The organism is Rhizobium viscosum (assembly GCF_014873945.1).
GTDB classification, from domain to species: Bacteria; Pseudomonadota; Alphaproteobacteria; order Rhizobiales; family Rhizobiaceae; genus Rhizobium; species Rhizobium viscosum.
This window is the reverse complement of record NZ_JADBEC010000001.1, coordinates 3,963,191-3,989,723: the sequence shown is the minus strand read 5'-3', so window position 1 is coordinate 3,989,723 and position 26,533 is coordinate 3,963,191. Positions and strand designations below refer to the sequence as shown.

15 protein-coding genes are annotated in these 26,533 nt (G+C 59.0%); 6 read left to right on the top strand and 9 right to left on the bottom strand.

Annotation, left to right across the window (positions count from 1 at the left end):
• The first annotated feature begins 109 nt into the window (after positions 1-109).
• Positions 110-1,816, top strand: coding sequence for an adenylate/guanylate cyclase domain-containing protein (locus H4W29_RS19685; protein WP_192730409.1), 1,707 nt, complete (start codon positions 110-112; stop codon positions 1,814-1,816).
• A gap of 145 nt (positions 1,817-1,961) precedes the next feature.
• Here H4W29_RS19685 and H4W29_RS19680 read toward each other — a convergent pair whose 3' ends face one another.
• From H4W29_RS19680 to H4W29_RS19670, 3 genes are read right to left on the bottom strand one after another with little or no spacing between them, the layout of a single operon-like run.
• The gene (locus tag H4W29_RS19680) at positions 1,962-3,821 is read right to left on the bottom strand and encodes a DUF3732 domain-containing protein (protein WP_192730408.1); all 1,860 of its coding nucleotides are present in this window, start codon (positions 3,819-3,821) and stop codon (positions 1,962-1,964) included.
• Positions 3,818-4,264, bottom strand: coding sequence for a three component ABC system middle component (locus tag H4W29_RS19675; protein ID WP_192730407.1), 447 nt, complete (start codon positions 4,262-4,264; stop codon positions 3,818-3,820). The genes H4W29_RS19680 and H4W29_RS19675 overlap by 4 nt, the downstream gene beginning before the upstream one ends.
• Positions 4,261-5,361, bottom strand: coding sequence for a hypothetical protein (locus H4W29_RS19670; protein WP_312872312.1), 1,101 nt, complete (start codon positions 5,359-5,361; stop codon positions 4,261-4,263). Before H4W29_RS19670 ends, H4W29_RS19675 begins: the two co-directional genes overlap by 4 nt.
• A gap of 407 nt (positions 5,362-5,768) precedes the next feature.
• Between H4W29_RS19670 and H4W29_RS19665 the strand changes: the two genes are divergently transcribed.
• Together H4W29_RS19665 and H4W29_RS19660 are read left to right on the top strand one after the other, a co-directional pair.
• Positions 5,769-5,975, top strand: coding sequence for a dihydroxy-acid dehydratase (locus tag H4W29_RS19665; RefSeq protein WP_192730797.1), 207 nt, complete (start codon positions 5,769-5,771; stop codon positions 5,973-5,975).
• 225 nt (positions 5,976-6,200) lie between these two features.
• A complete protein-coding gene (locus H4W29_RS19660; RefSeq protein ID WP_192730405.1) occupies positions 6,201-7,310 on the top strand; it encodes a sulfite oxidase in 1,110 nt (369 codons plus the stop codon).
• A 114-nt stretch (positions 7,311-7,424) separates the two neighbouring features.
• Here H4W29_RS19660 and H4W29_RS19655 read toward each other — a convergent pair whose 3' ends face one another.
• Entirely contained in the window at positions 7,425-8,348 is a 924-nt protein-coding gene (locus tag H4W29_RS19655) for a LysR family transcriptional regulator (protein WP_192730404.1), read from the bottom strand.
• 177 nt (positions 8,349-8,525) lie between these two features.
• Between H4W29_RS19655 and H4W29_RS19650 the strand changes: the two genes are divergently transcribed.
• The 3 genes from H4W29_RS19650 to H4W29_RS19640 all read left to right on the top strand — a co-directional run bounded on the left by H4W29_RS19650 (position 8,526) and on the right by H4W29_RS19640 (position 15,550).
• Complete coding sequence (locus H4W29_RS19650) at positions 8,526-9,344, top strand: alpha/beta fold hydrolase (protein WP_192730403.1); 819 nt, start codon at positions 8,526-8,528, stop codon at positions 9,342-9,344.
• A 1,188-nt stretch (positions 9,345-10,532) separates the two neighbouring features.
• A complete protein-coding gene (locus tag H4W29_RS19645; RefSeq protein WP_192730402.1) occupies positions 10,533-12,149 on the top strand; it encodes an anti-phage dCTP deaminase in 1,617 nt (538 codons plus the stop codon).
• A complete protein-coding gene (locus H4W29_RS19640) occupies positions 12,146-15,550 on the top strand; it encodes a TIR domain-containing protein (RefSeq protein ID WP_192730401.1) in 3,405 nt (1,134 codons plus the stop codon). The genes H4W29_RS19645 and H4W29_RS19640 overlap by 4 nt, the downstream gene beginning before the upstream one ends.
• Positions 15,551-15,689: 139 nt before the next feature.
• Here the strand turns inward: H4W29_RS19640 and H4W29_RS19635 are convergent, their stop codons facing one another.
• From H4W29_RS19635 to H4W29_RS19615, 5 genes are read right to left on the bottom strand one after another with little or no spacing between them, the layout of a single operon-like run.
• Complete coding sequence (locus H4W29_RS19635; protein ID WP_192730400.1) at positions 15,690-17,141, bottom strand: HlyD family type I secretion periplasmic adaptor subunit; 1,452 nt, start codon at positions 17,139-17,141, stop codon at positions 15,690-15,692.
• Positions 17,138-19,282 carry a peptidase domain-containing ABC transporter gene (locus H4W29_RS19630; RefSeq protein WP_192730399.1) on the bottom strand — a complete coding sequence of 715 codons (2,145 nt, stop codon included), beginning with the start codon at positions 19,280-19,282 and terminating at the stop codon, positions 17,138-17,140. The genes H4W29_RS19635 and H4W29_RS19630 overlap by 4 nt, the downstream gene beginning before the upstream one ends.
• A 39-nt stretch (positions 19,283-19,321) precedes the next feature.
• Positions 19,322-19,630 (bottom strand): hypothetical protein, encoded by a 309-nt coding sequence (locus H4W29_RS19625; protein WP_037109324.1) that lies wholly within the window; start codon positions 19,628-19,630, stop codon positions 19,322-19,324.
• Positions 19,631-19,681: 51 nt separating this feature from the next.
• Positions 19,682-20,914 carry a GTP-binding protein gene (locus tag H4W29_RS19620; RefSeq protein ID WP_192730398.1) on the bottom strand — a complete coding sequence of 411 codons (1,233 nt, stop codon included), beginning with the start codon at positions 20,912-20,914 and terminating at the stop codon, positions 19,682-19,684.
• Between the two features lie 47 nt (positions 20,915-20,961).
• Positions 20,962-26,277, bottom strand: coding sequence for a DUF4082 domain-containing protein (locus H4W29_RS19615; protein WP_192730397.1), 5,316 nt, complete (start codon positions 26,275-26,277; stop codon positions 20,962-20,964).
• Positions 26,278-26,533: the final 256 nt, after the last annotated feature.

The window sequence follows — 26,533 nt, the reverse complement described above, 5'->3', positions numbered from 1 at the left end:
GGAAGGATGACGGCTCGATGGAGGTGGAGATCGCCTCGGCGTTACCTCTTGTTGACTCACCCGCGGTTGAACCATAACTTGCTAATTTGGTCATCAGGCTTGTCCTCACATGACGGATCAATCTCTTCATCGTCGCCTTGCCGCCATCGTCGTTGCCGATGTGGTGGGATATTCACGCCTGATGGAGGCAGATGAAGTCGCAACGCTGGAGAGCCTCAGGGAACTCCGTTCCGGCACCATCGAGCCGGCTGTGATGCGCCACAAAGGTCGCATCTTCAAGGTCATGGGCGACGGCTTCCTGATCGAATTCGGCAGCGCGGTGGACGCGGTCGAAGCAGCGTTGGAAATGCAACGGGCTACTGCTGCTGTCGAGGCTTCCGGAGACCGGCGCCTGCTTTTGCGTATAGGCGTCAATCTCGGAGATGTCATTGACGAGGGGTCAGACGTCCTCGGCGACGGGGTCAATGTCGCGGCGCGCCTCGAGAGACTGGCCGCGCCGGGAGGCATCTGCATTTCAGGCGGCGTTCACGGCGAGATCCTCGGCAAGATCGACGACCGCTTCTTCGATGCAGGCGAACGCTACCTGAAGAACCTGACCCGCCCGGTCCACGTGTGGCATTGGCCGGATGCGCTGCAGAGCATATTGCCCCTGCCCGACTGTCCCTCGATCGCCGTATTGCCGTTCACGAACATGAGTGGGGATGAAGCGGATGCGCCTTTCGTCGACGGCCTGACTGAAGACCTGATCACCGACCTTTCCCGTACGGCTGGCCTGTTCGTCATCGCGCGCAATTCCGTCTACGGCTACAGGGGCAAGCCGGTCAACGTGAAGCTGGTCGCCCAGGAACTCGGCGTCCGCTACGTCCTGGAGGGGAGCGCCAGACGCGCAACGGGCCGTGTCCGCATCAACGCCCAACTGGTCGACGCGCTTGACGGCGGGCACTTGTGGGCCGAGAGATTCGACCGGACGGTGGAAGATGTTTTCGAACTGCAGGATGAAGTCAACGCCAAGATCGTCGAAGCCCTCGTCGGCCGGCTGACCATCTCGCCGCAGCGCAATCGGCCGAAGAACTTTGAGGCCTACGACCTGTGTGTGCGCGCCCGCCTCCTGACGGAAGAATCGCCGCAAACCGAGCGTGAGGCCTATATGCTGCTCCAGCGCGCGCTCAAGCTCGAGCCATCATATGCCGAGGCACTCGGTCTGCTCGCCTATAACCGCTGGCTGGCCTGGACTCATTTCGGCGAGCCCGAAGATCCCAACCGGGAGATGGCGACGACATCGGCGCAGAAGGCGGTCGAGCTCGATCCCAACGATGCCGGCTGCCGTTACGTTCTGGGGACCATTCTGGCTTACGAGCGGCGATGGGAGGAATCCGAGGCCGCCTTCGCCAAGGCCCTGGAGCTGGACCCCAACCACGCCGACACCTGGGCCGCCATGTCGGACATTTCCGTGCTGGACGGCAGGGTTGACGACGGCCTGGCGCAGATCGATAGAGCTCTGCGGCTCAATCCCCGTCCCGCCTGCTGGTATCTTTGTCATCTTGGGCAGGCGCAATACGCCGCGCGTGACTACGAGGCCGCAGCCGCTACCCTGCGCAGGGAAGACACGTATCGCACCAACTCACGCAAATTCCTGGCGGCCACGCTTGCGCAGTTGGGCCAGCATGACGAGGCGCTGCGAGAAGCAGAATTGTTCCTGATCGCCCACCCTCATTTCACGATCGGCCATTGGCTGAGCTCCCAGCCGCTGCGCGATGCATCCGTACGAGACCACTTTGTCGACGGCTTCCGAAAGGCTGGCCTGCCGGAGATGTGACGGGGGGTGGCGTTACCGCTCCCCACCTCGTTGAGATCGAAACGGCAGCGCCGGTCTCATCAAAAACGACCACCAAAACAGATTGCTGATATGGCGGTTTCAGATCAATTGCGGACATTGGCAAAGTGTTCGCGCCCGAAACACTCTAGCCTAGCCTGGAAACCGGGATTAGTGCGTTTCCATCTCGGAAAATTTCAACTAGGTGCACGTTTTTGAGCCCATCCCAATATCGCGGATTGATGTGCTCAAAAACAATCATCTGGAACTCTTTACCCATTTCATTTGCCGTGGTGATGAACTGGTCCAAAAGCCCCAGTGCCAACTTCACCTTCGCGACGTCGCTCTCGTCGACATCCTTCTCACTCTCCTCGTCCTCCTGGTCATCCTCGCCCCAGTATGGCCTGGAGAACTGATCGATTATCAGGAACGGAGCCACGTGAATGCCGTCGTTCCGCATTATCAATTCATGCAGGCCCAGGAACAGGAAGAGGTGAAGGAACATGTGATTGGAACTGCTGCCGACGTTTTCGGTCGAAGCGGTCTTAGGCTTGCGCAGATGGAGCTTCTTTTCCGAATAGTTAAAGGCGGAACGATAATCGCCATAGTTGCCGAGCGCTGCCTTCGTCAGTGTGATGTATTCCTGGATCGCCTCATCCAACGCTCTGGTAAAAAGCTCTTTTCGGTCCTCGACAGGTGATACCGTAAGGTCTTCGATTTGAGCTTCCAAGTTTGCGATCAACTCGCTGTTGTCTGGAGCCTTGTCTGACTGTGGATCGCTATACAGCTCAAGCTTGGCCTTAGTCTCGCCGATGAAGATGTACTTATCTTTGTCGTTTTCGAAACCTTCCATTTCGGCAGGCAAGGCTTGAAGGTCCTTTTCGAGCTTCTCGCGCTGAGATTCCAGATCTTTGATGATTTCGGAAATGTTGCTGTCTAGCGGCGTCTTTCGAGCAGTGGCGTCCTTGATCTCCTGTAGGCCTTGGGAAAGGTTTTTGAGAATGTCGTCAAACACGGATGTCCGAACCGTCTCCTCAAAATTCCTCATCAGATATTCAACAGGCTGGAGGCTGTCTGCTGTTTCCTTAAGGGTCGCCTTGTGGTTCACATATTCCGACGAGAACCTGCGGAGCCCCCTGATCTTCCGAGAAACGCGGTATATCTGTGAGGAAATTTCTTCATATTTCGCAGACACGTGCAGGTCGGGACCACTTTCCCGCTCTGCCACCATTTGCCTCAACGCGGTGACTGAAGTATCAGCATCGGTGTTCTCGGCAACGAGCCCGTATCCTTTTGCCCGTGCGACGGTTTCGGCCAGCTGAGCGTTAAACTGCTCGCGCTTCTCCTCCGTTCTCGCCGACAGCTTTTGCTGGCGGGCAAGGTTTCGCTCCAACTCTCCGCGCTTCTCCCGCTTCAGGATGTTCTCGACTGTGTCGATGCCCACAGCGATATCGAATATGCGGGGTAACGCCTCTTGGTAGCGGGCCTGATTCTGCTTGTCGAAGAACTGGTCGCTATGCGTGATGATGTCTTGCGAGATGGTGTTGAAGAGCAGGAAATACCGGAGGGACACTCTCGAATTGGCCTGCAGAGTTCGCCCACCAAAGGGTATTTTTACGTCTTGGTCGATGCCGAAATCAGCGCTCAATAGCTTCTTCAAGACGCTCTCGCTGATATTTGGGCTTGGCGCCGAGTTTGGCACCTCTCCCGTTGAGGAGAAATAATAATCGGGCGACGGTGCCGTCCCCATCGGCGCGCGTCTCGCAAGCACGTAGATTTTATCGTTCACATGTATGCGCAGCCCGTACCAGGCGACATTTTCATTGATAATGCTCTCAGAAATCCGATGGTTACTCGCGAACATGCAGTAATCGACAATGTCCAAGATCGCCGTCTTACCGGTGTGACTTTCGCCGGTAATCACGTTGACCTTGTTCGGCAAGAAAGTAACGGACCGTCTCTGTTCGGTCTTCAGCCAGAGTTGCAGGCTTTCGATATGGAATTTCACAGCTCGATCCTCGCATTGAGGTAGAAAACTTCAGCATTGCCCGAGACCAACGCAGCTATGTTGGCTGACGCACGCTGGACGCGCTCGGCGCGTTTGCCCATGGAGGCATCGAAGGGTAAGGTAGACGCGGCCACCGCCCCATTATCTTTTAGTTGAACGACACCAATTTCACACAAGAGTTGAAGAGCATTCACCATAGGCGTCAACGATGCCGAGTATCGCTCATTGAAATTGTAGAAATATTCAATGTTATCGATTAGATACTGCTCAAAGCTGACGAAACGAAATCTGCGGTCAGCAAGCTTTTTCACCGTCTCGCGATGTGCAACAACGGGCAAGATCAAAGCGACTTTGGGAAGCGTTAGAAATCCAGCCTCTTTCAACACAGAAGCGATAGCGAACGCATTGATCCCAAGGTTATTGTAATATGAGCTAAACTTCACTTGTAGCGATCTTTCCAGTTACTCAACCAGCCGATCACCGGACGATCAGAAAGATCGTAGAATCCGCCATTGCTCATGGATAGCGGAAGCTCCTGCGAAGCCAGCGTGAGCTTTCTCAGCCGCAAGTCCCCGAGAATCGCACGGGCAGATACCCTCTCGTCGACGGCGGCCTGTTGGCCCGAATAAGTTTGGAGGAACTTGCCTTCCCACATAATGCTAGCTTCCTCCTCCAAATCGTCGATATCAGATTGAGTGATATCTCCGTCTTGGTTGAGCCGCTCCAAATTATCGCGAAAGTGCAGACGTCTGGTGGTGAACTTGGTGTGAAACTCGATGTTATCCGCCGCGACATCATCGATATCCACTAGTTGCCTGATGAACATCTGATCGGACAGATTGTCCGGCAGAACCGACGGAAACTCCCTAAAAAGCAGGGAGCCGCTCCGGGCCTTATCGAAATGCCGTCGGTATTTCTGGTTGAACTCGTCAAAGCTGATCGTGATCTTGTTGCCCGCCTTGACGGTGGCGAAGGAGTTTTGCCGCACCTCTGAGTCGACGGCGCTGAAAACGTCGTCAATTCGTGACTGGTGTATCTGCTTTTCAGCGATGGACGCTTTGCACAGATTGATGATCTCGTCCTTACCCAACGCGAACGACAGCTGCTGAAAAAACCTCTCCGACACGGCGCTGTCGAGTGAGAGCACATCATTGATGTAACCCCGAATGACCAGGTCTTTGGTTTTCGCTTTAAGTGACGTGATATCAGCGACAAGCTCCGCATGACTCTTGGTGGCAGACTTGAAGGCTTCGATAGATATCAAGAGGGCGTTTTTGTCGTTCTCCGACTTGTTGGACGCGAGCAGGAAGCTGGTCGTCTTAAGAAAGGCTAGCTGAGAATTCACCGACGCCCTTCCATCAGCCGGATCGATGATCAATTTGCACCAGTTCGAAATCGATTTCCAAAGGTCACTATCCAACGTCGTAAGATTGATAGGCACTCCTTGCGTGCTCGTCTGAACGGTGTGTTTCAGCTGGACAAGTAGATTGGTGCCGTCGGGGCGCTCGACATGAACATCATCGAGAACTTCCAAGCCCACGACTTGGCCGCTCCTCAGATTTAGTAGCTCGTTGAGAAAGTAATAATACTGGTAGTCGAAACCAATTGATTTATCTTCTGCACTAGTCGTATCGACCCGCGACCTTCCGCTCATGACCTACCAACAGAATTCTAGAAAACATGCCTCAAGTTGTCTCACCGACACATAGCAGCTGCAAGTCGCTATTTCAATTTACCAACAATGGATCTGGAGCTCAGATCCATGTCATTTAACAGATTTAGTTGCTGATTTCGCCTTCTCGGGGATTGAGAAGGATCGGCCATTGGCTGAGCTCTCAGCCGCTGCGCGATGCATCCGTACGAGATCACTTTGTCGACGGTTTCCGAAATGCTGGCCTGCCGGAGATGTGACGGGGGAACAATCGCGCCTGTGAGGACGGCGACCAAATTACCATCAATGCCCAGCGGCAGCTTCTGGAGCTCGACGTCCCGGATGAGGAGATTGCGAGACGCGAAGCCTCTGGAGCCAGCCGCAACCGCCACAGGCACGGCGTCCTCGCCAAGTTCGCGGCCTTGGTCCGACTCGCGAACGAAGGAGCGGTGCGGCGTTCCCTCTTTTCGGTTCGCCGGAATTCCGATAATCTGGCAGCCTAATCTGATTGGCTTTGTTCTCGGTGAATTGCATGTGGTGGCGCCATCATGGCGCCGTGATCACGGGCTGTCTATCCATGGATGCTCCGACTATCCTCTCATCCCTTTTGATCGCCGTGATATTTGGCGTTTCTTTTTGCTTCGGGCAGAGCGATGGCTTCGGTTAATTGCTGACCTGACCCCAAATCCCCCAGATCTAGGTAGAGCCCGAAAGGGAAGACGAGGAAGATGCCGACACCACAGCAACCCGGTCTGATAGTTCGACAGAAATCCCCTGAAAACATCGAGTTTCCGTTTGCCTCGCTCTCCGATTGGCTGATCCCAACCGAACTGTTCTTCGTGCGAAACCATTTCCCGTCGCCGGATCTCGATGCGCGAGACTGGAGGTTGCGCATTGACGGGGCGGTGGAGCGGCCGATCGAACTTGACCTCGACAGCATCAAGGCGATGCGGAGCACGACCTTGGCTGCCGTCGTCGAATGCGCAGGGAACGGGCGCGTCTACTATGAGCCCCCGAGGGAGGGATTGCAGTGGCAGAACGGAGCCGTCGGCAATGCCGCCTGGACAGGTGTTCTTCTGCGCGAGATCCTGGAGATGGCGGGCGTCAAGCAAACCGCATGTGAGGTTCTGCTGAGAGGCGCCGACAGCGGCGGCGTCGACGCGAACAAGAAAACGGCTTCCCCCGGCCCCATCGCGTTTGCGCGCAGCCTGCCGCTTGAGAAGGCCGTCGCCGACAGCACGATCCTTGCCTATTCGATGAACGAACATCCGCTGACGCGCGATCACGGCTATCCGCTGCGCGCGGTCGTGGGTGGCTGGTTCGGCATGGCTTGGGTCAAGTGGATCACGCATATCACGGTTGTGGAGCGACCGTTCCTTGGCTACTGGCAGGCGCGCGACTATTTCCGTTGGGAGCGCGGCCTCGGGGAACCGACGCTGGTCCCCCTTGCGCAGATGGAGGTCAAATCGCAGATCGCCCGTCCCGTGCAGGGGGCGCAACTCATCGCCGGCCAGCCGTGCCGGATTTTCGGAGCGGCCTGGAGCGGAGAGGCTCCTATCCGGCAGGTGCAGGTCTGCACTGGGGATGGCAAAGGCTGGCGCGAGGCAAGGCTCCTCGAAACGGAACGTCCCTTTGCATGGCGCCTGTGGGAGTACATGTGGACCCCTGAAGACGTAGGGCCATATACGCTGCGATGTCGCGCGACCGATGCGGCGGGATGCGTGCAGCCCGACCTCCAGCGCTCCGACTGCGAGAGCTACGTAGCCAATTGGATCATTCCGGTGAAGGTTACGGTCGTTCCCGCGCCACAGACATACGAAGAGGAATTCGTGATCTGATCACCCGCCTTGGGGCAATGCCGGCTTTTTTGCAGCAACAGCGACGGGTCGCTTGACGGGCCGAAGACGCCGCGCGCGACGACGAGGCCGCAAGCGCTACCCACGCAGGGTCTGCTATGGAACTTCGGCATAGCGGATGATGCTCTGGTTTTGGATATTGGCGACCAATTCATCAGAGCGAGACAAAAATCGGCGGAGCAAAGGCGAGGAATTTGAATCGTTGTATCCCAGGGTGAGATCAATTGTCGGCGGCACACCCTCAAGTGCTCTGGCAACGACATTCGGCGTCAGCATATTTTGCGCATAAAGCGGAATAAGCGTTATTCCACCTGTGGACACGACGAGCGACATTGCCGATGGCAGCCCCTCGCCTTCGTACTCTGCCTTGAGGGTGATCCCGACGTTCGACGCGTAATCCTGGATCACGGATTGCAGTACGGGAGAAATTCTGGCCGAACTGACGTAAGTTTCGCGGGCAAGGTCCTGCGGCAGGATCTTCTTGCGCGACGTCAGGCGATGGTCCGCCGGCAGTACGGCGATCAATGGCTCCTTGGCCAAAAACTTGAAGGACACACCGACACTCTGCGTCTCGGGGCGAAGGAAAGCGACATCCAGCTTGCCTCGCATCAGTGCCAGAGCAAGGTCCGGGGAAGACTGACTGGACAGTATGATTTCAACCTCCGGCGCTTCCTCACGAATAATGCGCAATGCATGGGGTAGCCACACGACCTCCTGTCCTGCGAGAAAACCGATCGTGAACGACTGCTTTTGCGGCCGTTCTGCCCGCCGGGCCCCTTCCGCAGCCGCCTCGACTTGCAATAAGGCCAGCCGCGCGTGATCAAGAAACACTTTGCCGGCGGCGGTGAGCGTCACGCCGCGCGGCTGCCGTTCCAGCAGTTTTACACCGACTTCGGTTTCCAGATCGCGAATTTGCCTGCTGAGTGAGGGCTGGGACGTGTGCAGCCGCCGCTCGGCTGCGGTCAGCAAGCTTCCCTCCTCCGCAACAGCAACAAAATAGCGCAAATGCCTGAGTTCCATCGCGTCCTCGCTATACATTCAAGGCATAGCTCGAACGTACAAGGTATTTGTCCTCGATAAAGAGGGAATTTAACTAGCGTCGCAGTTTTGAGATATGATCGAACACGCCTCGCCGAGGTATTTCGCAATCAACTGTATCGAAAAACGAATGTTCAACAGAGCAGATGGAGCGACACGATGCCTACAATTACTACGACGGACGGCGTAAACATCTTCTACAAGGACTGGGGCTCAGGCCAGCCGATCGTTTTCAGCCACGGCTGGCCGCTGTCGGCGGACGACTGGGACGCCCAGATGACCTTCTTCCTTGGCCACGGCTACCGGGTGATCGCCCACGACCGGCGCGGCCACGGCCGGTCCGACCAGCCGGGCACCGGCAACGACATGGACCACTGGGTTGCCGACCTCGCGGCCCTGACCGGGCACCTCAACCTGCGCGACGCGATCCATATCGGCCACTCCACAGGCGGCGGTGAGGTGGCTCGCTATGTCGCCCGCCACCAGGAGCGCGTCGCGAAGGCGGTCCTGGTCGCTTCCCTGACGCCAAACATGTACCGGAGCGAGGAAAACCCGTCCGGTCAGCCGCCGGAGTGGTTCGAAGCGATCCGCGCGGGCGTGCTGGGCAACCGCTCGGAATTCTACCGTTTCGTCCCCGAGAACCCGTTCTACGGCTACAACCTCGATGGCGCCAAGCCTTCGGAGGCGATCATTGCGAACTGGTGGCGCCAGGGCATGGGCGGCGGTGCTCTCGCTCACCACGCGACTGTCGCCTCCTGGCTGGAAGATTATACCGAAGACCTCAAGAAGATCACCGTGCCGGTGCTGGTGATGCATGGCGAGGCCGATCAGGTCGTCCCCTTCGCAAGCTCCGTGCCGCGTGCGGTCAACCTGCTCAAGAACGGCTCGCTGAAGACCTATCCGGGCTACCCCCATGGCATGCTGACCACACATGCGGATGTCCTCAACCCCGACCTGCTCTCGTTCATCAGGTCCTGACGACATCGACCGGACCGCGGCCTTCATCCAACGTCATCAGGACGATCTGTCACCCGGCGATGCCGGGTGACACCTGTTGGAGATCCGGAAGGCAGTGCGGCGGATTTTGCCTTTCCCGCCGGGGCCGAAGGACAGTCGACACCCATACCCTGCCCCTCCCAAAGGATGTCCGGAGACGCAATTGTCGGTCTCCGGACATGGCTGCTGCAAGCCATCCAGAATTTGTTTCCCTTTGGGGCTGCCATTGGTCACCTTTGCCGCTCTGCTGCGAGCTCTGATTGCACTTTGTGGATATTGCGGATCGGAGCGCGATAGCCTTGCGCGACTGTGTGACGTTCACCTCTTGTGTTAATACACAACTTAAGCGATTATATCATGCCCTGACTTTTTCTGGCGGTGTAACCAGGAGGTTGATTATGAGTGTCAAGGCTATACTTGGATCTTCGCTTCTCTCATGTACGCTTGCTCTGGCGGTCCTTGTCTCACCGGTCGCGGTTCCCCGGGAAGCGAGCGCTACGGTTATCATCGGCGGCGGAAGCAGTTTAAACCACGGACGAGGAATATCCTGCCCTCAGGGTGCGCGGCTGCTTCGTACTCGCGGCTTTCGCGGTGTCCGTCAGGTTGATTGCCGCGGCAGGTACTTTACCTATCGCGGAGTCCGCCGCGGCGTGCGCTACGAGGTCGCCATCCGTCAAAGGGATGGCCGCATCGTCGACCAGCGGCGCACTAATCGACGGTAACCCTTTCCTGTCCGCACCACCGATGCTGACCACGAAAAATCAATGTCGTCCCGAGCGGCCGGGGCTTTGAGCGAGACTTCCAAGCGCCCTATCATCACGGCAGCTCCGGTTCCAGCCGGTTCAACTGAGCCTGCGTGTCATGATTGTCATCGCCCGCCGCACGCGGATCGCTATCCGCGGAAGAACAAGGCCGGCACCCGTCCCCACCCCCAAAAAAACAGGTCTGGGGGCAGCACCGCCAGCGACAGCGCGCCCCCTCCCATGGCGCGTGTACCTTTCATCGTACGTATCTGAATTGGCTTCCGGACAGGCCTAGGACCAAATGCCGTGAATCCTTGTGCAAAACATCCTCAAGAATTGCTCGCGCCGTTTCACTTCGAGGTTGTTGCGATATTGTGATTCTACCGGTCTGGCGCGACAAAGATCGAAGTAGAGTGAGGGGGATCACATGGCATCTCGACCAAAACCTGTGAATGAAAACCTGAGTTCGAAAGTTGAAACCATCTCGTCCTCTCAGGAATTGACCAAAAGTCTCGCTTCGAATGAGTTGGTATTTGGGATCGTGGGGCATGTGGGCTCTGGGACCAGCACCACTGCGGACAGTCTTCGAGACATCCTAAAAACAAGCGGTTCCGGCGAAATACGAAGGCATGTTAGCATTTTGAAAGCACGCGAGGTTATCGCTGCTTGGGCAAATCATCATGGGGAACAATTGCCCGCCGACACCGACCCCAAAATGAAGCAAGTTGAACGTTACCAAGATCTGGGCGATCTGATGAGGAAAAACGGCGACCATGCTGCCGTGGCCAGGGGACTGATCCGAAACATACGGATGTGCCGTGCGAAATTGCAAGACACACCATTGGACGAGACAAAGCCGGTAATTCCGGACGGTTCTCCTCGTGCTTACATTCTCGATTCAATTAGGCACCCGGCAGAGGTGTATCTGTTGCGCCGCGCCTACGGTGAGGCTTTTGTGCTGGTCGGCGTCGTGTGTGAGCAATCTACGAGAGCCGAACGAATATCAAAAAAATACCGGGATGCTGGTCTCGATGATGCGGAAAAATTTATGCGCAGGGATGCCAAGGCAGGCGAAAAACACGGGCAGCGCGTTTCCGATGCATTTCATTTATCGGATTACTTTGTCGACAACACCGCCTCCCGTTTCATTGCAGATGACAAAAAGAAGCCCAATCCTAAGTGGGAAATTCCGGATCATCTCGAACGGTTGGTACGCTTAGTAACTCATTTGCAAATTGAACGGCCGAAGATTGAAGAGACAGCGATGCATGCAGCAGGCGGAGCTGCAATGCGCAGTTCATGCCTGTCCCGCCAGGTGGGGGCCGCGCTCTTGGATCGGAGCGGGAACATCGTAGCTACCGGTGAGAACGAAGTGCCAAGAGCCGGTGGAGGAGTCTACGGTGAGGAGTCCGATGATGGATCGGGGGACTCTCGATGCTTTGCAGACAGAAAATTCTGCAGCAATACGACTGAGCAGAACGAAATTTCGGAAGAGCTTGCGGATCACCTAACGACACTGTTCGATGGTAGCGCGAATCGAGAAAAACTGGTCGAAGCCCTTCGCTCAAGCAGGGTTGGTGAGCTGTTGGAATTCAGTCGGGCTGTCCATGCTGAGATGGACGCAGTGCTCGAAGCTGGCAGAAAGGGCGTCTCGACAGTTGGCTGTCGGGTCTTTGTAACCACGTTCCCCTGCCACTATTGTGCAAGGCATTTGGTATCCGCTGGGGTGGATGAAGTGCAGTTCATTGAGCCCTATCCGAAGAGCAAGGCGATCAAACTCCACGGAGATTCTATTCAGCTCGATGATTCGGACGGAACCTGGACGCGTCCATCACTCAACGGCGGCGGAAAAGTGCTATTTCGGCCTTTTACGGGGGTAGCTCCTCGAATGTATCGTCGGGCGTTTCAGAAAAGTCGTGAACTGAAAAACTCTTTGACGGGCGAGTTGCAAATTCACGAGCCGGAATGGGGATCGCCGTATGACATTGCCAAGAGTAGCTACGCGGAATTTGAGGTGAGTTTGACGAAGGGCTTTGGCTATTGAGTGACTTTAAGCGCCGTGCTGGACACCTGAGACTGGTCGATTTCGCAAACTCAGCGGATGGGAAGTCCGATCCTGTAATCAAGTCGAATGCGCAATCGGCGGTACAAGCGTCATTATTTTCCGATGCTTCTACGGTTACGCTAGGCTTCGTGTTGGCGTCAGAAATGCCAGCATCCACATTCAAGCAGTTTCTGGAGAATGTGAAGCCTAGATACATTTTCGATCTGCGGAAGTCGCCGAGCTTCGCAAAGGGCGGTCTTACTCGACGAACCATATTCGCTTTGTTTGACTCTTACAAAATTCGGTATTTCGACGTGTCGGGAGCAATTAACGCAAAATCTGCTCGTGATCCCGCACTTAATCCAGGCCTGCTCGTGCCAAAGATATTGGATCTTTTCGTGTCCGGAAAAGAGCTTCTCGAAGGTCCGGTGGTTTTCTTCGCTGACGATGAACAGCTTGAGGAGCGCTACATCGACGAAATGGCCGCGCTGCTTCCTAACCAGACCAAGACCGGCTGGGACGTCTTCATTTGGGATGGAAAGGCGGGCCAGCCTGCCAATTCATCACCTGAGAAACGAACCATATTCATCAGTCATGCGAATCCAGAGGACAACAACATCGCACTCTGGCTGGGTGCCCGGCTGGCTGCGGAAGGATATGAAATTTGGTCGGATGTCACACGGCTAATCGGTGGCGAATATTTTTGGGACAGCATTGAACACGTTATTCGCGAGCGATCAGCGTGTGTGGTCGTATTGCTTTCTAAAGCGGGCCACGAGAAACAAGGTGTTCTGGATGAGGTCAATCTCGCCATTTTGGTCGAACGGCAGCGCAAACTAGCAAACTTTGTGATTCCGATCAGAATCGACGATCTACCGTTCGCAAATATTCGTGCGAACTTGGCCCGAAAAAATGTTATCGACGGCGCAAAGAACCTTGGTGAAGCTTTGGGGAAGCTCCTAGTTTCGCTCGATAAGCTTGGGGTCCCAAGGCAACGGGGAGAGGTTCAGGCTTCGCTTTCAAAATGGAGAAAGACGCTTCCCAGCGGAGTTGGCGACCAAGGATCGTCCAAGGACGACCTCCTAGTGGAGAATAAGCTGTCCATCACACGATGGCCACCTGCAATTTACAAGATTACAAAATCTGAGAAGCCTAGTCTCGACGTTCGTCCATTTTTAGCGACCTCAGCTGTCGGTAAAGGTGAGCTTTGTTTCGCCAGCCCCTCCGAACTAACTACGATGATTCCTGGAGTCCAGGCAGTGCAGCATTCTGCCGCCACAACAGACGCCGTGATTGATGGTTCGGCTCTCGGCATGCTGGGGACGACGACCCAAGAAAGTCGTAGGGCGCTAACGCACATCCTAAAACAGGCGTGGAACGAATTTTGTGCCTCACGCGGAATGCAGAAGCATGAATTGTCTTCAGGGCGAATATGTTGGTTTGAGAAGAATGGCTTCGTGGAAAAGAACGAGGTCCGCTTCCTTGATCACAAATCGAGGTCACGGCGAAAGGCCTTGGTTGGGCGCAGCCAAAAACGCCGGGTCTACTGGCACTTCGGAATTGAGATCGTCCCGAACATCGGCGATCAATCCGTGCGCGTTAAACCTCATGTCGTTTTTACTGAAAATGGTTTGGACCCGATAGCTTCGACAGCCAAGCAGCATTCACTGCGTAGAGGATTTTGCAAGAGCTGGTGGAATGACCGCTGGAGGGATTTGCTCAACGCGATGTTGACCAATATGGCCAATAGCGCAGGCAGGTTAACGCTGCCCGTTTCACCTCTCCAATCCATTGAGATTGGGGCCACCATGACAGTTCATGATTTGCGCTCGAAATCCTCGGCGATTCATTCAATTGATGAGCCAGCAGTGGTTGTCGGTCAAAGCCAGCGGTCTTTTGACCCTCGCGAAGGATTAATGCTTTTTGGTCCAGTCGAATTCACCCGTAACCCGAGGGAGGTGAGGGTTGGTGTAGTGGGAGCACCCGAAGGCATCGAATTGTTCAAGAAATGGTGCGCCCGTTTTGCTTCTCCAGTGTTGCCGTCTGACGCAGGCGGCCCACGCCAAGTTCCGTTTCTTGGTTTTGACGCAGTCTTTAGCGCGACTTGGTTGAAGGAGCCCGTCGCGGCGCGTCCAATATCACGCACCGACCTCCTAAACGCCATTCGCATTTCAGAGCGTCATGAGGCGGTGTCGAAGGCTGTGGACCTCGTTGTCACCGAGATTCACAAGGCAGTTGTGGAAGATGACGCTCTGGTGGACATTTGGTTCGTAGTCATTCCTGAGGAGATTTTCCTGCTCGGTCGACCAAATTCACGAGTGCCGCTTGCAAAGGCGAATCCTCCTGCACTGCTTCTGTCAAAGCGAGCGGCAACGCGATTCACCAAAGCCAGCCCCTCACTATTTGAGGAAGACAACGCTGCAGCCGAGATTTTCTCCTATCATACGGATTTTCATCACCAGCTAAAGAACCGCTTGTTGGGCCTGAAGGCCGTAACTCAGCTTTTTAGAGAGTCGTCGATCATTCAGACTCTCAGTGAGCCAACGCCCTCGGTTCCTGTCATGGACGAAGATGAAGACGATTTTGAAGACGACGACCAGTTCGGCCATAGACGGATGCAAGCGCCATTGGATGTGAGCTGGAACATCGCGGCGGCGAGTTTCTTCAAGGCGGGAGGTCGGCCATGGCGAGTTTCAACGGCGCGTGAGGGCGTCTGCTATGTCGGTATGGTGTTCAAGCAAGACCCCGCGCGAAGAGATAGCAATGCTTGTTGCGGTGCCCAATTGTTCTTGGAATCTGGGGATGGCATCGTTTTCAAGGGCGCGATGGGTCCTTGGTACTCGCCTGACACCAAGCAGTTTCACCTTTCCGAAAAGGAGGCGGCGAACCTTGTTCAGAAGGCCTTGGCTTCGTACCAGGCCGAACATGGTTCTTATCCGCGCGAGGTGTTCATCCATGGTCGGACCTATTTCAGCCAAGATGAGCTTCGTGGGTTTGCAGCTGCTGTACCGCAAGGGACCAGCGTCACGGGAGTGCGGATCACGAGAAGCAGCGACCTCAAGCTGTTTACCTATCGGGACATCCCTGTCCGGCGTGGGACTGCTTTGATTGTTAGCCCTCGTCTGGCGTTTCTCTGGACATCAGGGTATATCCCATATCTGGGTACCTACCAGGGTAGAGAAACCCCTAATCCACTTCGTATCGAACTATGTGGTCAGTCATCCGCAGAGATTAAAACAGTGCTCAGCGACATAATGACCCTGACTAAAATGAACTTTAATTCGGCCATTTTTGCAGACGGCTTTCCGGTGACGATGAGATTTGCCGACGCGATTGGAGATGTTTTGATGGCGACTGGGGATAGAGAAATCCCGCCTCTCCCATTCAGACATTACATTTAGATTTCGCCCGCGCGATCGCTGCGGGAGTTTGGGGCGACATCCACCCCCAAAACAGGTTTGGGGGCAGCGCCGTGAGCGGCGGCGCGCCCCCATCCCATGGCGTGCAGGAGGCCCCTCGCCTGCACCGCCGGCGGACCTCTCAGTTTGGTTCGCGGATCGCGTCGTCCAGCCCGCGCAGGAGCGGGTAGAGGAAATAGGACATCACCGTCCGGTTCCCGACCTTGATTTCCGTCGAGACGGTCATGCCCGGCAGCAGCCGTACCGGCACGTCGGAGACGTTCAGCCTGGTATCGGCAAGCAGGATGCGCGCCTTGAAGAAGGGTGCCGCCGGCGGCTGGGCGCTAGTGGCGTTCGGGTCCTGCTGCTGGCCGGTCAGGAACGTGTCCTGGCTGATCGTGCGCACCTCGCCCGAGGCCGTGCCGTATTTCTGGAAGGGATAGGCATCGAGCTTGATGCGGGCTTCCTTGCCGACGGCGATGCGGCCGATATCGCGGGTGTTGATCGAGACTTCGGCTTCGAGCGGCACGTTGATCGGCACCAGTGTCACGACAGGCTCGGCCTCGCGCACGACGGAGCCGACCGAGCGCTGGGCGAGATCGAGCACGACGGCATCGGCGGGCGCGGTGAGCGCCACCATGTTGCGGCGCAGCTCCATCTTCTTCTGTTCTTCGCCGGCCATGTCGCGCTGGCTGCGCAGGTCGACGAGCTGTTCCATCGCGGCGCGGCGGAAATCCTCGACGAAGGCCTGGCGGTCGGCGCGCAGTTTCGCATAGGCATGGGCAGCCTCATCGGCCTTGCCGCGCACGGCGGTGATATCGGCCTCGACATCGAGGCGGGCGTCGCGCGAGCCGAGCATGGTCAAGAGCGAGCCGCTTTCCTTGTCATAGAGCTTCTTTCGCGTCGCCTCGATCTGCGAGAGGTTGTCTCGCCGGTCGTTGAGCACGGCCTCCTGATTGCGGTTTGCCGCAATCACCGAGGATTGTCCGGCAATCTGCTGCTCGAAATTCTGCAGCTGCGCCATGTAGAAGGCCCGCCGCTGGCCGAAGAGCTGCACCTGCAGTTGCTCGTCCGGCGTATTGCCGGCGATCTTGGAATAATCCTCGCCGGTCAGCTCCGCCTCCAGCCGCTTCACCTGGGCGTCGAGGGCGGAAAACTTCGCCTTCAGCTGCCCGACATCGGCCTGGCTGAAAGTGGCATCGAGGGTGGCCAGCGTCTGGCCGGCACGCACCACCTCGCCGGCCTTCACGTCGATCGTGCGGATGATCGAGGTTTCGAGCGGCTGCACGACGATGGTCGGCTGCGTGGTGACGAGCTTGCCGGGCGCAATCACCACCTCGTCGATGGAGGAGACGGAAGCCCAGGTGATGGCTGCGGCCAGCAGCGCCGTGACGCAATAGAGCGTCATGCGGGCAACGCGCGGCGGCGCGCGTTCTTCCAGTTCCACCGCGTCGGACTGGAACTCGGCAATTGCTGGCGGCAGCGGCGGCCGGGCGACAAGCTCCCTGCCCTTGCCGGACCGGCCCTGTTCCGATGGCCCCTTCTCTGAAGGGACGGGCATGTTTTCGTCGGATTTTCTGACATGGGCGTTCATGCGACCTGCCTCATCTGCTGTGCCCAGAGGTGGCGGTAGGTCATGCAGCGCGACACGAGCTGATCATGCCGGCCGATATCGGCGACCTTGCCGCGATCGATGACGAGAATGGCATCGGCATCGACGAGCGTCGAAAGCCGGTGCGAGACGATGATGACGGTGCGCCCGGCAGCGATCCGGCTGAGATTGTCACGGATGATCGCCTCGCTATCAGGGTCGAGCGCGCTCGTCGCCTCATCGAAGATCAGGAGCTTCGGATCGGTGATCAGCGCACGCGCGATTGCCAACCGCTGCTTCTGGCCGCCGGAGAGGTTGGCGGCATTTTCCTCCAGCATCGTATCGAAGCCGCGCGGCAGGCGCTCGATGAACTCTTCCGCACCGGCGATGCGGGCGACCTGCATGATTTCCTCGATACTGGCATCGGGCTTGGCGGCGGCGATATTGTCGCGCACCGAGCCGCGGAACAGGAAATTATCCTGCAGCACGACGCCGATGCTGGTTCTCAAATGCACGAGGTCGATCTCGCGGCTGTCGTAACCATCCATGCGCACCAGCCCCTCCTGGCTCTGGTAGAGCCCCTGGATGAGCCTGGTGATCGTCGTCTTGCCCGAGCCGCTCTTGCCGACCACGCCGAAGACCGAGCCGGCCGGAATGGCGAAGGAGACATTGTCGAGCGCTGGTGCTGCATCCGGCGCATAGCGGAAGCTGACGCGGTCGAATTCGATGCGGCCATGCAGATGCGGCCGAACCCCGCGCCCGCGGCCCGCCTGCTCCGGCCGCTGGTTCATGATCTCGCCGAGCATGCGCACGGAAAGCGCCACTTCCTGATATTCATGCACCATGGTGACGATCTGCACGAGCGGCCCCGAGACGCGGCCGGCGAGCATGTTGAAGGCAACCAGCGCACCGATGGTCATCGCACCCGAGAACACGTCGAGCGCGCCGAGACCGATGATCGCGACACTCATCAGCTTTTCGAGAAGCCCCGTCAGCGACTGGGCGATGGTGGAGATCTTCTCGACGCGGAAACGCACGGAGATCGACTGGGCCGAATAATCGTCCCACACCTTGCGCTGGCGCGGCTCCAGCGCCAGCGACTTGACAGTGCGCATGCCATGCACGGTTTCGACCAGCAGGGCCTGCCGGTCGCCTTCGGCCTGGTAGAGCGCCTTCAGGCGGCGCTGGAACGGGCCGACGAGCAGCATCACTACGAGGCCGACAAGGGCTGCGAAACCGAGCACCACGAGCGTCAGCTTGACGCTGTAGAGAAGCAGGATCGGCACGAAGACGAAGAGCGACACGCCGTCCAGAAGCGTCAGGAACAGGCGGCCGGTCAGGAATTCGCGGATGCGCCCCGTCTGCTGCATATGCTTGACGAGAACGCCGGCCGAGGCCTGCTCGAAAAGCGCGATCGGCAGGTTGAGCAGATGGCCGAAGGTGCGGGTGGCGACGCGGATGTCGATCCTGTTCGTGGCATAGAGCAGCAGGTAGCGGCGCAGGAAGGAGAAGGTCGCATCGAAGATCAGCGCGATCCCGATACCGACGGTCAGGACGGTCAGCGTCGCATAGCTCTGGTGCACCAGCACCTTGTCGATGACGAGCTGGAAGAACATCGGCGTCATCAGCCCGAGCCCGTAGAGCACGAAGGCTGCGAGCGCGACATCGCGGAAGAAGCTGCGCTGCTTGATGATTTCAGGCACGAACCAGCGGAAGCCGAAGGGCCGGTCCTCATCCGACATGCGATAGTTGCGCTTGAGCAGGATCACCGAGCCGAGCCAGGCCTTGGCGAATTGCTCTTCGCTGAGCATCATCACCTCGGCGCGTGACGCCAGCGGGTCGAGAACCCGGATCCGCTCATCCTCGCCCTCCCCGACAGCGCCGGCGATGACAACCCAGTTGCCATTGGTCAGTTCCGCAAGCACGGGAAAAGCCTCGCCGAGCTGGAACAGGCCGCGCCAGGTGAGATCGAGATGCTTCGCCCTCAGGCCCGCATCCTTGGCCATCCGCAACAGCTGCCGCACGGCGACGGGATCGTTGCCGACGGCATAATCGTGCTGCAGCCGCTCAGGAGCAAGATCGACGCCGTGATGGCGCGCGACGAGCGCAAGACAATGCAGGTTGGTATGCAGAAATCCACTCATGGCCCACCCGAAACAAAAGAGACCGAGGCTCTATGACTGTCAGTTGAAGTTCGGCGAGGCGTTCGAAGCGCTGCCCTGCGCCGCCTGAATATCGGCGGCCGCGGCAGCCGACATGTCGCCGATGCGGCGAACCGCGCCGGCTTCAACGAGGCCGCCAAGCGCCTTCTGCATGAGATCGACCGCATTGGCGAAGGCGTCGACCGGCATGATGATGCGCTGGCGGAAGACCGGCTTCGGATTGTTGTTGGCATCGCGGTCGGTCGCCGACAGCGACATCAGGTCGATGCGCACGATCGTGCCGGTGATGGTGATTTCGCCGATGCCATCTGCATAAAGTTCGCTGCTCATTGTTCTCTCTCCCTCTGGATTGACGTTAAAACCTGTTGGCTGGAAGCCGCTTCACACTTTTCGGCCCGATGCATGCGTATCGTGCTGCCAGGCCGGAAACGGATCGCGCAGGCCGATGGCGCTCTCCGGGTCGAAACCCGTCTCCTGACCGGTCAGGCAATCGTCGAGTGCTGCGCGGATCGCCGCCTCGTCGAAACCGGAGCCGATGAAGACCAGCTCCTGGCGGCGGTCGCCCCAGACCTCGTCCCAGTGCCTGTCGATCAGTTGGCGGAATTGCGGATGGCGCGGCCACTGCGCCTGCGGCACCGAGGCCCACCAGAAGCCTCTGGTGCCGATGCGGCATTGCGTGCCGGCAATCGACAAGAGGCCGATCTCGTCCGGCCGCGTCGCCAGCCAGAAATGCCCCTTCGCCCGGATGATGCCGGCAAGCGGCGCTTCGAGCACGCGGGCAAGCCGCGCCGGATCAAAGGGCCTGCGGCTGCGATAGACGAAGCTCGAAATGCCGTATTCCTCGGTCTCCGGCACATGGTTGCCCCAGCCGAAGAGCTCCTTGTGCCAGAGCGGATGGCGGGCAGCCCTGGCCTCGCTGAAGAGGCCGGTATCCATGATTGCGGAAAGCGGCACCTGGCCGAAGACCGCTTCGATGACGCGGGCATCCGGATTGAGCGCCGCGATCACCCGGCGAACCTCGGCAAGCGTTGCGGGCGGAACCTCGCCGGCCTTGTTGATGATGACGACATCGGCAAATTCGATCTGCTCGACCAGGAGTTCGACGAGCTTGCGCTCATCGTCCCCGTCGCGCCGCTCGCCGCGATCGGCAAGGAACTCGGCGCTCTGGTAGTCGGCGAGAAGATTGACCGCATCGACGACGCAGACCATCGTGTCGAGCCTCGCCACGTCGCAAAGGGCTGCCCCGCTCTCGTCGCGGAAGGAAAAGGTGGCTGCGACCGGAAGCGGCTCGGCAATGCCGGTGCCCTCGATCAGCAGGTAGTCGAAACGACCGGCAGCCGCCAGCCGCCGCACCTCGCTCAGGAGATCGTCCCGCAGCGTGCAACAGATGCACCCGTTGGTGAGCTCCACAAGCGTCTCGTCCGTGCGCGAAAGGTCTGCACCCCCTTCGCGCACGAGATCCGCATCGATGTTGACCTCGCTCATATCGTTGACGATGACAGCAACGCGACGACCCTCACGATTATCAAGTACATGATTGAGGACAGTCGTCTTGCCGGCGCCGAGAAACCCGGCGAGAACCGTAACCGGCAATCTGTTGTCTGCACGCATCATCGATATCACTCTTTACACACGATGCTGGTCTTACATCCACGCGGGCGTTAGGCCGCGAGTTGCGGTTTGAATCCCACATCCACATAGTAGTTCGTGCTGTTGTAGCTGCTCGTCGGGAACAGCCCGCCCGATCCGTAGGCATAGACGCCGTTATTGCCGGCGGGTGCCTTCAGGTCGCCGTTGGTCACGTCGCTGGCGAAGTAGTTGCCGGTCGCCGAATAGTTGCCATTGGTCGAATAGGAAACGACGTAGGTCGTATCCGCGGTAATGGCGATCTGCTGGGAAAGCTGCGCGGTCTGCCAGCCGCTCGCCGTCTCGTTGTTGAAGGTGACGCTGCCGAGCAGAGTGCCCGAAGCCGTCCACAGATAGCCGCTGTGCGGTCCCGTATTGTCGGCGCCCTTGTAGAAGCGGATGGAGGTGATCCAGCCTGCCGTATCGGCCTGGAATTTCATGCCGAGATTGACCGGCTGGTTGTCGGCGACCGAGACGACCGAGGGCGTCGCGTTTGCCGCAAAGAGGTTCTGCTCCGGTCCTGCGGCCGGGTTGTTGACAGCGAGCGAAACTTCAGCTGATGCCGTGCCGCCCTGACCGTCGGCAATGGCATAGCTGAAGCTCGCCGGCCCCGAATACCCTGATGTCGGCGTGAAGGTGACGGTCTGCGCTTGGGCGTCGAAGGAAACCGTGCCGTTGACCGCACCGCTGACACCGGTGATCGAGATCGTATTGCCATCGGCATCGCTGTCATTGGCAGTGAGCGCCGATGCCTGGATGGTGAGCGGCGTGCCGGTATTGGTCGTAAAGCCGCTGTCATTGGCGGCGACCGGCGCCGTGTTCTGCGCGCCCTGCTTATAGAGCACGTCCACCCAGTAATTGCTGGCATTGTAGGAGGAGGTCGGGAACAGGCTGCCGCTGCCATAGGCATAGACGCCGTTGCCGCCGCTGACCGAACTTGCCGGCGCCGTCAGCGCGCCGCTCGTATGGTCCGTCGTGAAGTAATTGGCCGTTGCCGAGTAGAAGCCGTTGGAATGGTAGCTCGCCACATAGGTGGTGCCGGCGGTGATGTTGATCGGCTGCGAGAAGGAAACCGTCTGCCAGCCGCTCGCCGTCTCGTTGATGAAGGTCGCCTGGCCGAGCAGCTGGCCGCTCGCGGTCCAGAGCGAGCCGACATGCGTGCCGGTATCCTGGGCGCTCTTGTAATAGGTGAGCCCGGTGATCTGGCCATTGGCCGAAGCGATGAACTTGACGCCGAGCTCGACCGCGTTGGGGTCATTGGCGGCGGTGACCCCCGACGTGTCGGCGCCGGTGAACAGGCTCGTGGTCGTACCACCGCCCGGCTGCGAATTGACCGTGAGGTTCACGGTGGCCGACGACGTGCCGCCATGCCCGTCCGCGATCGAATAGGTGAAGCTTGCGACACCCGTATAGCCGGAGTTGGGCGTGAAGGTGACGGTGTTGGTCTGGCTGTTGAACGTGACCGTGCCGTTGACCCCGCCGCTTGCGCCGGTGATCGAGAGCGGATCGCCATCCGCATCGGTATCGTTTGCCAGCAGACTTGCTGCGGCAATCGACAGCGCCGTGTTGGAATAGGTCGTATAGCCATTGTCATTGGCGGCGACCGGCGCCGTATTTGATGTCGACTGATTGAAGACGACATCCACCCAGTAGTTCGACGACTGGTAGCTGGACGTCGGGAATGTCGTGCCCGATCCGTAGGAATAGACGCCGTTGGCGCCGGCAAGGCCCGTCAGCGCGCCGTTCGTATGGGCCGTGGTGAAATAGCCCGATGTCGCCACATAGCTGCCGGTCGTGTGGTAGGAGGCGACATAGGTCGTGCCCGCCGAGATCTGCAGCGGGCTGGAGAATGCCGCCGTCTGCCAGCCGGACGCCGATTCACCGATAAAGCTGACTGTTGCAAGCAGCGTGCCGTTCGCCGACCAGATCGAGCCGGTATGCGGCCCCGTATCGCCCGCCGCCTTGTAGAAGCGGATGCCTGTTATCGTGCCGCTTGCCGAAGCCGAAAATTTCATGCCGAGTTCGAGCGGCGAATTTTCCTGGACGCTGCCGCCCGTCGGCCCCTCATTGGCGGTAAACAGGCTCTGGCCGGCAGGACCCGGATCGACGGTGAGGCTGACATTGGCCTGGTCGGTGCCCCCGCGCCCATCCGACAGCGTGTAGCTGAAACTTGCCGGGCCGGCATAATTGGCATTGGGCGTGAAGGTAATGGTGCCGGCCTGCTTGTTGAGGGTCACCGTGCCGTTCAGCGCATTGCCGACGGCGCTGATCGTCAGCGCATCGCCATTGGCATCGGTATCGTTGGCGAGAAGCGTGGCGATGGAGACCGTCAGCGTGCCGTTGCGCGAAATCGTCAGGCCGCTGTCGTCGCCGGCGTTAGGCACGCTGTTCGGCCCTGCATCGAAGACCACGTCCACCCAGTAGTTGGACCCGCCGGGGCTCAAGCCCGGGAATGTGCCGGCATTGTCGCTATAGGCATAGACGCCGCCGCCGTCGACGGCCTTCAGCGCGCCGCTGGCATAGGTGCTGCCGAAATAATTGTCGGTGACGGAGTAGAAGCCGTTGCTGTGATAGGAAGCCACATAAGTCGTGCCGGCCGCAATCTGGATCGGCGAGGAGAACATGACCGTCTGCCAGCCGGAGAGCGATTCATTCGTCGATACGCCCGTTGCCAGCAGCGTCCCGTCGCTGGACCAGAGGCTGACGACATGCTCGCCGATATTGTAGAAGCCCTTGTAGAAGCGGATGCCCTGCACGGAGCCGGCCGTCGTTGCCTGGAAGCGCAGGCCGAGCTCGACCGGATCGCGATCGATCGCCACCTCGGTCGCCGGTTTTTCCGCAAGCGTCCACAGGCCCTGTGTGGTGGGCAGCGTGACGGTGACCTGCTTGCCGGCCGCGGGTGTTTCGAGGTTCACGCTGTCATCGACGGCGCGCGACATGATCGTATAGGTACCGCTTGCCTGCACGACCCAGTTATAGCTCCAGCTCTCGCGGCCGGTCGCCTTGAACCAGTGCTGGCCGCCATCGGTGGAGACTTCCACACCGGCAATGATGCCGCCGCCGAAATCCTGCGCCGTGCCCGTGATCGTCACGTGCTGGCCTTCCAGGAAGGAGGCACCCACGATGGGCGAGCTGATCGACGAGGTCGGCTTCAGCAAGTCGGTCGATTGTGTCGCAAGGATCAGGCTCGCATCGAGCGTGGTCGGCTGGATGCCCATGTCGGCGAACATGTTGACCATCGCCTGCTGGACATTGCGATCGGTCGATGTCGTCTGGCCCTGATGGTTGTCGCTGAGGCCCCAGGACCAGAAGACGGTGCCGGCGCCGAAGACGAGCGCGCCGCTTGCGGCCCGGTACATGGTGAGGCTGTGGGTGGCGACGGCCGAACCGACCGTCGTGCCGTAATCGCGCAGATAGGTTTCCACCGAGATGGACGAGAGAGACAGGTTGACCAGTCCATCCGGCCGGAAACCGTTCTCGACATCGGAATCCCACTCGTAGCCGAGCAGGTTCTGCACTAGATTGTAGGTATCCCCTTCATTCAGCTCGGAGACTTCGGTATTGCGCCAGAAGCGCAGGTTCGAATAGTCGTAGGGGATGGAGATCGTATCCTGGCGGTAGCTGTCCACCTGGAACATCGTGCCCGTCAGCGAATTCTCCGGCTCCTGGCCCGGATCGGCATAGCGTGGGTCACGCCAGGTGCCGGTGCCCACATTGCTCGGATCCGTGCTCGAACCCCAGGTCTCCTTGTAGCAGACCATGGTCCGGTAGGCCTGGCCGCTGCCGTCGATGCTGCTTTCCCAGCGAACCTTCCAGTAGCACTCGTTGCCGCTCCAGAAGGCGAGATTGACGCCGGCATCACGCGCGGCCTCGACATTGGCGCGCTGCTCGGCCGACCAGTATTCGTCATGGCCGACGGAGAGATAGGCATCGTGGTTCAGCAGCAGGCTGCCGCTGCGCGTCGCATCCACACCCGAAATATAGGACACGTCGTAGCCGTTCTGCTCCAGCCAGGAGATGGCGGAGGATTCGACGCCGAAGATGTAATCGTGCGAGCCGCCGATCGGGCTCGTATTGGTGATGATCGGGCGGTTGTAGCTGACGGCCGAGGCGCGGCCGATGGCGGTCAGGCCGCAGCTGCAGTTCGGCGGCAGGTAGCCGATCATGTCGGCGGGATCGACCGGCACTTCGCCATAATAGAGGCTGGCGCCGCCCCAGGCATTATAGGCCTGCCATGTCGTATCTGATGTCTGGAAGACGATATTGCTGGTGGACGCATCGTCGCGCACGACGAAGGGAATGATGCTCGCATCCTCCGTGCCGTCCTCGCGCACCAGCTTGGCGAAATAGACGCCCGAAACGGCATCGCCGGGGATCTGCCAGCTCGCCGAAACCGACCAGTTGCCGCAATCGATGAGGCCGAGCGACATGTCGACGATCGGATGCGGCTGGATCTGCGCCGTCGTCAGCGACTTTTCGATCGAGTCGACCTTGCGCGCGCCCATACCGCCATAATAGCCCATGCGGTAGATATCGATGCGGTAATGGGTGGAATCCGTGGCGATCTTGAAATCGACGGTCTGGCCGATATTGGTGCTGATTTCGGTGGCGAAACCCTGGATGGTGCCGTTGCCGTCGCCCACCAGCCCCCATTCGCTGATGGGGTTGCCCTGCTTCAGGTTTTCGAGCGCGATCTTGTTGAGCGTGGGCGCCGCCGCAGTGGCAGCCGGCGCTGTGAGCGCCACCGAGCCGACGGGCGTCTCGGCGGAAACCTCCTGGCTCGGCTCCACCGAGATGGAGGCGATCGAGGTCTGAAGGAGTAACGACGCCGCGCCGGAACCGGCGGCGGGATCGGGCGGAGACGTGGTGGTGGTTGTCGTCCCGGTATCGCTGGTAATGCCCGTCAGCGTGGGCGCCGGCGGCAGGCTCGCGGCCTCCTGGTACGGATCCGGGCCGAGCACGGTCTGCTCTATTGTCGTGGTGGTCGTGGTGGTCGTCGTCTGCAGCGCCGGGAGGAGCGCCGCCGTCTTGGTGGACGTGTCCTGCGCGCCGCCGTCGCCGGAAGGCGCTGATATCGCCGTCGGCGGTAGCGAGGCCGTCTGCATGCCGCCCGATGAGATCGACGCAGAAGGCTGCGTGATACTGCCTGTGAAGGAGGACGGGACGACGGCGCCGCCCGGATCGGTAAAGCTGCCCTGATTGGCAAAGCTTAGGGAACCATCGGTACTCGTAGATGATACGACAGTCGCGGTTCCCAGCACTGCGCTCCAGGCTGACGGCACACGACAGATACTCAACGCTCCACCATATATGCTCAGGTACTCAAGACTACTAACCCGAATTCTCCGCATAAACGGCGTCCCCTTTCCCGTCCACCAGCCTCCTGGACCTGCCCCTCAACCGGCCCCACGAAGCAGCATTTCAAGACATGCATTCTGGCAGTTTTCGCGCGGGAACGAACGACAGCAATCAGGGGTATGCGGGTGGTATCCCCTACGTCCATATGATGATGCTTGGACATGCCCGTGGGGGCTGGGAGGGAGGTTCGGGTCCGGAAAAGGTGTTGTGCGGGCAAAGGGATGGCGGCGGGGGCCTGGCGAAGGCTCT

Coding starts and splice junctions, on each gene's coding strand:
- H4W29_RS19685 (WP_192730409.1), top strand. CDS start 110: ATGACGGATCAATCTCTTCATCGTCGCCTTGCCGCCATCGTCGTTGCC.
- H4W29_RS19620 (WP_192730398.1), bottom strand. CDS start 20,914: ATGATGCGTGCAGACAACAGATTGCCGGTTACGGTTCTCGCCGGGTTT.
- H4W29_RS19625 (WP_037109324.1), bottom strand. CDS start 19,630: ATGAGCAGCGAACTTTATGCAGATGGCATCGGCGAAATCACCATCACC.
- H4W29_RS19645 (WP_192730402.1), top strand. CDS start 10,533: ATGGCATCTCGACCAAAACCTGTGAATGAAAACCTGAGTTCGAAAGTT.
- H4W29_RS19660 (WP_192730405.1), top strand. CDS start 6,201: ATGCCGACACCACAGCAACCCGGTCTGATAGTTCGACAGAAATCCCCT.
- H4W29_RS19655 (WP_192730404.1), bottom strand. CDS start 8,348: ATGGAACTCAGGCATTTGCGCTATTTTGTTGCTGTTGCGGAGGAGGGA.
- H4W29_RS19650 (WP_192730403.1), top strand. CDS start 8,526: ATGCCTACAATTACTACGACGGACGGCGTAAACATCTTCTACAAGGAC.
- H4W29_RS19615 (WP_192730397.1), bottom strand. CDS start 26,277: ATGCGGAGAATTCGGGTTAGTAGTCTTGAGTACCTGAGCATATATGGT.
- H4W29_RS19635 (WP_192730400.1), bottom strand. CDS start 17,141: ATGAACGCCCATGTCAGAAAATCCGACGAAAACATGCCCGTCCCTTCA.
- H4W29_RS19630 (WP_192730399.1), bottom strand. CDS start 19,282: ATGAGTGGATTTCTGCATACCAACCTGCATTGTCTTGCGCTCGTCGCG.